The sequence below is a fragment of the Pseudarthrobacter naphthalenicus genome (assembly GCF_029076445.1).
In the GTDB taxonomy this organism is placed as follows: Bacteria; Actinomycetota; Actinomycetes; order Actinomycetales; family Micrococcaceae; genus Arthrobacter; species Arthrobacter naphthalenicus.
Map to the genome: position 1 here is coordinate 20,876 of NZ_JARESG010000029.1, position 8,455 is coordinate 29,330.

Below are 8,455 nucleotides of genomic sequence, written 5' to 3' on the forward strand. Positions count from 1 at the left end.
GGCGGAGACATTCCATCGAGCGCGGATTCGCACCCCCCCCGTGACGTGCGAGGGGTAGAAGGGGGATGGACCGGCAGCGGGCGCAACCGCAGATTGTCCTTCGCCCCGGCAGACCTGCCGCGCCAGAATCCTTCGCGCGCCGACATACATGCTGCCGTCATCCTCGACGATTTCTCGGCGCTGGCCTTCGGCTATGAGTGGACTACTCACGCGGTGCACCCGAACACCTGGCATGCTGACGTCCAAGGTTTGCGGCTCGACCTGCTGTTTGTTGAGTCGGCGTGGGCCGGGAATTCGGGACTGTGGCGCGGGAAGATCGCCGGCCCCTCGGGTCCGAGTGAATCGTTCCGGGCTCTCTTGGAGTGGTGCAGTGACAATGCCATACCCACGGTCTTCTGGAACAAGGAAGATCCGCCCCACTATGACGACTTTTTACCGGCCGCCAAGCTCTTCGACCATGTCTTTACTTCGGACAGCGATCGTCTGGACGCATACAAGCGCGACCTGGGGCACCCAAACGTCGCCGTGCTTCCATTCGCCGCGCAACCCGTCCTGCATAACCCTTCCCGTCCCGTCAACGGACGACACGCAAGGGATGTGGCCTTCGCAGGCATGTACTTCGCGCACAAATACCCGGAACGCCGCGCACAAATGGACATGCTGCTGGGGGGCGTGCAGGACGTCTCGGCCAAAATGAAACTCGGACTGGAGATATTTTCACGGAAGCTCGGCGGGGATCCCAATTATCAGTTCCCTTCTCCGCTGAATGAGCGTGTTGTCGGATCGTTGACATACGAACAGATGCTTTCGGCCTACAAGGCCTACAAGGTATTCCTGAACGTCAACTCCGTGGTCGACTCTCCGAGCATGTGCGCTCGCCGCATCTTCGAAATTACTGCCGCAGGCACTCCCGTGGTGACCGCTGAGAGCGCAGCGATTCGCCTGAACTTCAGCAAGTGGGAAGTACCAATTGCACGCAGCCGGGAAGAGGCCGGGCAGCTGGTCAAGGCACTGGTGGATAACCCCGAGCTCAATGACCGAACGGTGCACCTGGCTCAGCGGAGAATATGGCAGAACCACACGTATGCTCACCGGGCACAGACGGTCCTGAAAGAGGCCGTACCAAGCCGGGCAACTGAGCTGCCTCGACCGACTGTCAGCGCGCTAATACCCACCATCAGGCCTCGACAGCTCGAGCAGGTCTTTGCGACCATCGGTGCTCAACAGAACGTTAAAGTACAGCTGGTCCTTCTGACACATGGTTTTGAAGTACCAGAGGCTGCCCTGGCAGACCTAAAAAATAGCTTTGAAATCGACAACCTTGTTCTGTTGTCCGCAGACCGCGGAGTTTCGCTGGGGGAGTGCCTTAACCGGTGTGTTGAGGCAGCGGACGGTGATGTCCTAACGAAGATGGATGATGATGACCACTACGGATCTAACTATTTGAGTGACCAATTGTTTGCTCTTGACTATTCCGGGGCCGACATCGTGGGCAAACAGGCGCACTACATGCATCTTCAGGAATCCAAAGCCAACATTCTCCGCTATGCCCACCGGGAGCACCGCTTTACGGATTTCGTCATGGGACCCACCATCTTGGGCCGCAGGGACACCATGCAGGCAAACCCGTTTCCCTCACTTGGTGTGGGCGAGGACACTGGATTTCTTCGTTCTGCCGTGGCCGCCGGTATGAGCATCTACTCAGCCGATCGTTTTAACTACGTCCAGATTCGCACGGGATCAGGGCATACCTGGCAGGTCAAGGATGCTGAGCTAGTGGCGTCCGGTGACCTCAAATTCTATGGGGGGCCATATGGGCACGTCGACGTTTAAGCCTGGCGAGACCATCTCATCCGTCAAGCATGTTGCAGTCATCGGCCTGGGCTACATAGGTCTTCCGACAGCCGCAATTCTGGCGGGCAACGGGGTCAGAGTCACAGGGGTGGATCTGAATCCGGCCATTGTTGAGGCCGTCAACCAAGGAAGGGTTCCCTTTGTGGAGCCCGACCTGGGGATTCACGTCTCGGGCGCGGTGAGTCAAGGACTTTTGAGTGCGCACACCACTCCGCCAGCAGCAGACGCCTATATCGTTGCCGTCCCAACCCCTTTCCATGAAGATAAGACGGCGGACTTGTCGTATATACGGGCTGCTGCCGAGGCTATCGCACCGCAACTGGTGGGCGGCGAGCTGATCATTCTGGAGTCCACCTCCCCGCCCGGAACCACGGAAATCATGGCGAATGTTGTCCTAAGCCAACGGCCGGACCTGAGCTTGGATGGTTCCCAAGGCCGCCCGGTGCTGATGTTCGCACACTGCCCCGAACGTGTACTGCCCGGCCGGATCATGATTGAGATGGTCTCCAACGACAGGATTGTGGGTGGCCTCACCCGGGAGGCAGCTGTGGCGGCCGCTGCCCTCTATGGGACGTTCTGCCAAGGCAACATGCACCTCACGGATGCTGCAACCGCGGAGATGGCCAAGCTGGTGGAGAACGCGTACAGGGATGTCAATATCGCCTTCGCTAACGAACTGTCCATGATCAGTAGCAGTCTCGGCATCAACGTTTGGGATCTGATTGAGCTGGCCAACCACCATCCTCGGGTGAATATCCTTCAGCCGGGCCCGGGGGTCGGCGGCCACTGTATCGCTGTAGACCCCTGGTTTATTGTTGCTGCTGATCCTGCAAACTCCAACCTCATCCGATCTGCACGTCAAGTAAATGACTCCAAGCCCTCCCACGTAGTTGCGGAAATTCTCGACGTAGTCAGAGACATCGAATTACCGACTATCGCTGCGCTCGGCCTAACCTTCAAAGCCAACATAGATGACATGCGCGAATCGCCTGCGGTGGATATCGTGCGGGAGATGGCACTCGCCAATCCTAATGCGCGGATTCTTGTGGCAGATCCACACGCGGGTGCGCTGCCGGTTGAGCTAGCACCGCTGTCCAACGTTATGTTCTGGGAAGCAAGTGACGCCGTAAGGGCGGCGGATGCGGTGGTACTGCTCGTTGACCATGACGCATTCCGAGAGATCGACCCCGCAACTTTGGAGAACAGGAAAGTCGTGGATACCAGGGGCTTTTGGCGTGACCAGACCTGATGCAGATGAAACATTGACGTCGGGCTCGAACAGACTGACGACAATAATCAACTCGAGGACTACGGTTGTCGGACCGAAGCGAACAACCCCGCCCGTGACGATTGTTATCAATTGCGCAAAAGTTGATAGCAATCTGGCCATCCTTACCGCATCCGACCTACTTGATTCAACTTTTCATGATTTCAGAGTGTATTTCGAGGAGGTCGGTGCTGGTGGCGGCCGACTGGAGGAATGGCTCAATGACGATGATCGATTTGTGCTTTCTTCGTCGTGGCCTGGATTTGGGGATGGGTCCGCCTATGTACTGTTCATGCCAGCGGGCATCCGGCTCATCCGATTTACGCTCGAAGCAATGGTCATGGCCTTGGAAGACAGCCGGACTGCAGTCCTTCGCATCTTGGTGCCCGGTGGCCGGCAAAGTCTTGAGTGCTGGGCCTCGAACTTTGTTCTTGAATGCGAATCTCCTCGGACAGCGGAGGAGGAGTCTCGTAGGGGCGATCTGGAGCGATGGGTTCCAGGTGCGTCCTTGGGCATCTATCAGGCTGGCGAGACTATTCCGAAGCAGTTTGTCCGGCGAGGAGTCGCCGGGAATCATCTGCTTGAGGTGGAGGTCTTCGAGAAAAAGAATGATGCCGTGAACGATCGTACCAAGGCTGAAATCGATGAGCTCAAACGGGAAGTCCGTCGGTTGCGTAGTGAGCTCGGGGCTAGGGCGTCAGAGAAGCGAGCGTTATTTCACCTATTTAGTCGTAGAAGACAGAGCAAAGCTGTCCGATTTCTCTGGCGATCTTTACGGTGACAAAAAATATGGTTTCCTCCACGGATCAATGGGGTCTAAGCCCATTGGGTCAGCGTCCCCTGAACGAAGCATTGGCATTGGCGCAACTGATGCACTCCATAAAGCCCTGGGTTAGGCGGGATGTTCGAGATCCAGATTTGATTAGAATCACGGAGTTGAAGCCTGGCCCTTGGTGGGAACTCTATTGCGTTATTTTCGATTCCGTTGCCCAAGCAAGACAGGCTCTCCCGCTGTTTACGGATGAAGGCCGGTCCAAGAGAATAGTGGTCATCGTCGAATCCACTGTCCTCGAACTCAACGTTCCAAGTTCGAGCGGGTTGGGATTGGGAGACGTCTCTTCGTACCGGCCAGAAACCTGCCCAGATGCCCAAGTAGTAGCCTGTGAGTCACAAGAGTGGTTGGATATCCATTCGTTCCTTGAGAGAATGTTGGGACCACGACCCTCTTCCACCCAGACCCTGCCGCTGTCCGGATTGCGTGTGGGTATCAGTGAAGCGTCCGTTGCTGTCTGGGCTTCGGGCGACCCTTTGGCTCGATTCTGCCCGGTTGATATGGGCCTAAGTGAAATGTTAGACGTCGATTCATTGGATGTTACAGTTTCAACCGCCGGTATCTTCTTTGCACCATCAGCCCAAGATTATGACCCCAAATCTGAGAGTCGAAGGCTCGAAATCCGGGAAGCCGGCTTGCCCCCCGTAGACACTCGGACAATATCTCCAAAAGGATTTGAACCATACAAATATGACGGCTCATTGGAGTTGGTCGCCACTGACGATCCCAATGCGCCTTGGAGACTGTCGGGTGGCAGGGCCAATAGCAGCACGCGTATCGGCCGACCATTTGCTGTGCTCGATGAAAATCTTCTTGAGGAACTGAGGGGTTATTCTCACATCGTAGGACCACCGGCGGGTACTTCTGAAGAGAATGCCTTCGCTCTGCTCCTGTCTCAATTGTGCGTCGCGGGCGTCCCCGTGCTTGTTCAAGAACTGTCTACCACCGTTCAGCGACTGCTTGGGCCCGGGGTGATCGGATCTTTAGACAAGGTGCACGCTCAAATTCATGCTCCGGCCGATCGGGAGTCGGCATCCATTACTACCCGTCGCGAAGCGCTGAAGACGTTCTCTCCCTCGCGGCGGTGGCGCTCTCTGGGGGGCGCAGCGACAAGGTGGAACGTCTTGGATCCGGCAGTGAGCGTGATTCTCTGTACCCGTCGTCCGAGACTCCTGCCCCTAATCTTGGAGCAAATCGCCCGACAGACGTGGGAACCGCTAGAACTGGTCGTTATGCTCCATGGGCTGACAGAAATTCCCACGGATGTGCGCAATATTCTCAGCCATTACAAACGGCCGCTCCAGGTCTTGGTTGCAGACAGCGCCGTCCCCTTTGGGGCGGCGCTCAACCAGGCAACGGAGGCTGCATCCGGTCCTCTGATCGCGAAGATGGACGATGACGATTGGTATGGGGTCCACCATATAGAGGACCTTGTGCTGGCTCGCGAGTTCTCCGGCGCCAGTTTAGTGGGGTCCCAAGTGGAGTTCTCGTACCTTGAAGGGCCGGACATCACAACTCGCCGGAGACCACAAGGGGAGCGCTTCTTCAATCATGTTGCTGGCGGGACAATGCTTATGTCGAAGTCCGACCTACTGGCACTAGGAGGTTGGCGGCCTATTTCCAGCGCTGTGGACAGAGGCGTGATAGACGCGTTCGTGGCTGCTGGAAAGCACGTGTACCGGAGTCACGGGCAGAATTACGTCATGCACCGCCGCTGGCATCCGAAGGAGAATGACGCTCACACATGGGATGCGGACGCTGCAGTTTTTGTGGCCGATTCAGTGGAACAGTGGCAGGGATTCCGGCTCCCACCACAGATTGACGCAGATCCAGCCTGGTACCAGCCTCCGGGACGCGCGTTGTCGTTTCGCAGCAGGCTCAACACTTGGTCGGGGGACTAGCCGCCATGGATGCGAGGCGTATCAGCGCTCGGCCGTTGAGGATTATGGCAGGAATGAGGGTTCGTGCCGCGGCGATATTTCACTTGGGTACGGCCTTGCGGAATGCGATTTCGCTGTCTTTTTGCGGCTTGTTACACAAGGAGTTCTATGAGCTGCAGCGCGGCAGAACCTTCGGAACGCGATATGGTGCGGCTCTTGATTTTCATCGGTACGGTGCTAAATTGCGTCTGGCACCCCATCCATTGGTCTCGTTGCGATGGGTCGCGGAGCAAGTCGGAACGGATTACAAAGTTGAGAGACGCGGCTACCCGATTAACCTTCGGGGAAAGCCGATATTTCCAGCGCATCCACTCTTTGATCACAGTGAAGTGACCGATGTGTCTGGTGTAAGACAGGCTATCGTCCTCATCGGGAAGCAATCCAACGCAACAAAGATGGACCTGGTGACGTCCAAGGTGCCAGCAAATCCAAGTGTGCAGGAGATTCTGGACGCAGCCCAAGTTTTGATTGGAGACTCGGACAGCTCACTAGACCCCCATCGGGACACTCCTCCCATTGTTTCCATCGTTATCGATGATGTTGGGTCTTGGTGTCGTGCAACCGAATCCATGAAGTCTGCGAAGGAAGCAGCCGGACCTCTGCCCCACGAGGTCGTGTTGGTCCTTCGATCGAACGACTCAGGACTGGCTGCATTACTTTCAGCCTGTTTGATCAGGAACCAAGGAGTAAGAATAGTTCTACCATTGTCGCCAAGGGGCCGCAGTGAGGCTCTCAATCGCGCTGTGCAAATTAGCCTTGGACGTTATTTACTCTTCATGCACGTGGGCCACCGGCTGCGACCCGACAGTGTTAGCGGTCTTCAAACCGTTCTTCTAGCAAAGGGGGCCAGCGCCGTCCAACCCGTGCTTACCGGGAATACGGGGCTCATCCGAAATGCCGGCACGATGCCCGATCCTGAAACTGGGTGCCCTGTCCCTTTTCTCCGTGATGTCTCGTTGGCAACTGCTGATTTAATCGAGGCGTATTCCATGGCAGCAGTTACCTTTCCGTACCTCATGGAACGGGACGTGGCGCTGGATGCACGTGGGTTCAACCCGGAGCTAAATGAAATGTGGCTGGACATCGACTTTGCCCGCCGCGCGTCCGCCGGATCGGGTCGTGACAACGTGGTTAGTGGACGGGCTCCGGCTGTTGAGCTGATGAAAACGCCGTACAGCAATGCTCCGGGTCATCGATCGGATATCGAGACCTATCTCAGGACCGCCACCAATGGATATCGTTCTTCGGATGAAAGTTCCATTTCAACGGACCTAGTCATAGCGGGATTTAGGGGGACTTCTCCCGAAACAGTCCCAAACCACCCCGACCTGTGGCGGGAAGTAGTCATAGCCAAGAATGCCCGGAAAATCATCGACGGTGTGCCGCGGTTGCGGTGGTCGATCAAGACCGCCGCTCCAACGCTGGAAGGGTCCTACGTGTGGGGCGACACCTACTTTGCCAACTCCCTTGCCAAAGCGCTACGACGTCTGGGCCAAGTCGTTTCCGTGGACTCGCTTGAGGTCATGGCCAAACCCCGTTCGGACTTGGACGACGTAGTTCTGAACCTCCGCGGCTGGGAAGCTCTTACGGCAGTCGGCTCAGCTCTTAATGTAATTTGGGTGATCAGCCATCCTGATCTCGTGACCGCAGCGGAGGTACGCGCTAGCGACCTTGCCTACGCTGCCAGCACACAATGGGCAGCAGAAAAGTCCCATGCGTGGGAGGTAGAAATTCGCCCACTGTTGCAGTGCACCGATCCTGAACTTTTCGCACCCTGCGCTGGAGGTGAAAGGGGGGAAGATGTGTTGTTTGTGGGCAATAGCCGCGGTCAGGCACGTCAGGCAGTTGAGGCAGCCGTAGCCGCCCAGGCAAACCTGTCCGTCTTTGGCGAAGGCTGGAAAGGGCTGCTGGATGATCGATTCATTAAGGGTCGACACGTACCTGCCGAATTGCTCGGCAAACTATATGGAACTGCCAACGTTGTCCTCAACGACCATTGGCAAGACATGAAGGTGAACGGATTCATTAGTAACCGCCTCTTTGACGTAGTGGCAAGTGCCGGCTGGGCAATCACCGACGATGTTGGGGAACTACCGCCCGCTCTTGATTCCGTGGTGGCAAAATTCTGTGACGCAGAGCAGCTGGCTGGAATACTGGCGGACGCGAAAGTGCGCCGACCCAGTCAGCAGGCACTGATTAGTGCGTCAGAGAGAGTTCGGAGTCATCACACTTTTGATGCTCGGGCGAAAAGACTGTTGCAGGACGTGATAGCTGCGGGCGCTTAGCTGAACTCTAGAGACGAGGCTCGTTCAGGAATTTGGGACAGAAGCAAGGAAGCGTTCAATGCTCTGCCCAATAAGGATGTCTGGCTGCAATTCATCCACGATGGACCAGTCAACACTGGGACTCCACACCATATTGAACTCGCGAAATATTGGCAGATAGCTGTTGTTGGAACTGCTGGTCTGGGTAGTTGGTACTGAGATTCTGAGGACTTGGTACCGGCCCTTCGCTGGTGTGCTCGGGGCCGGCACCATGTCCTGGGTGGGGTCTACTCCCAGT

Annotated in this window: 6 protein-coding genes; 5 read left to right on the forward strand and 1 reads right to left on the reverse strand. The window is 56.5% G+C overall.

Annotation, left to right across the window (positions count from 1 at the left end):
• Nucleotides 1-93 precede the first annotated feature (93 nt).
• From PY310_RS19370 to PY310_RS19385, 5 genes are all read left to right on the forward strand, one after another.
• On the forward strand, nt 94-1,833 hold the full coding sequence (locus PY310_RS19370; RefSeq protein WP_275216175.1) for a glycosyltransferase family protein: 1,740 nt from the start codon (nt 94-96) through the stop codon (nt 1,831-1,833).
• Complete coding sequence (wecC, locus tag PY310_RS19375) at nt 1,814-3,103, forward strand: UDP-N-acetyl-D-mannosamine dehydrogenase (RefSeq protein ID WP_275216176.1); 1,290 nt, start codon at nt 1,814-1,816, stop codon at nt 3,101-3,103. The genes PY310_RS19370 and wecC overlap by 20 nt, the downstream gene beginning before the upstream one ends.
• Before the next feature lie 94 nt (nt 3,104-3,197).
• Nucleotides 3,198-3,902, forward strand: coding sequence for a hypothetical protein (locus PY310_RS19380; protein WP_275216177.1), 705 nt, complete (start codon nt 3,198-3,200; stop codon nt 3,900-3,902).
• Between the two features lie 566 nt (nt 3,903-4,468).
• Nucleotides 4,469-5,854: a glycosyltransferase family 2 protein gene (locus tag PY310_RS21705; protein ID WP_419095525.1), complete on the forward strand. Its 1,386-nt coding sequence runs from the start codon at nt 4,469-4,471 to the stop codon at nt 5,852-5,854.
• 1,028 nt (nt 5,855-6,882) lie between these two features.
• Nucleotides 6,883-8,178 (forward strand): glycosyltransferase family protein, encoded by a 1,296-nt coding sequence (locus PY310_RS19385; RefSeq protein WP_275216178.1) that lies wholly within the window; start codon nt 6,883-6,885, stop codon nt 8,176-8,178.
• A 24-nt stretch (nt 8,179-8,202) separates the two neighbouring features.
• On the opposite strand, the gene PY310_RS19390 is transcribed toward PY310_RS19385, so the two are convergent.
• Nucleotides 8,203-8,455 (reverse strand): hypothetical protein (locus tag PY310_RS19390; RefSeq protein WP_275216179.1); only part of this gene is annotated, 253 nt, incomplete at its 5' end.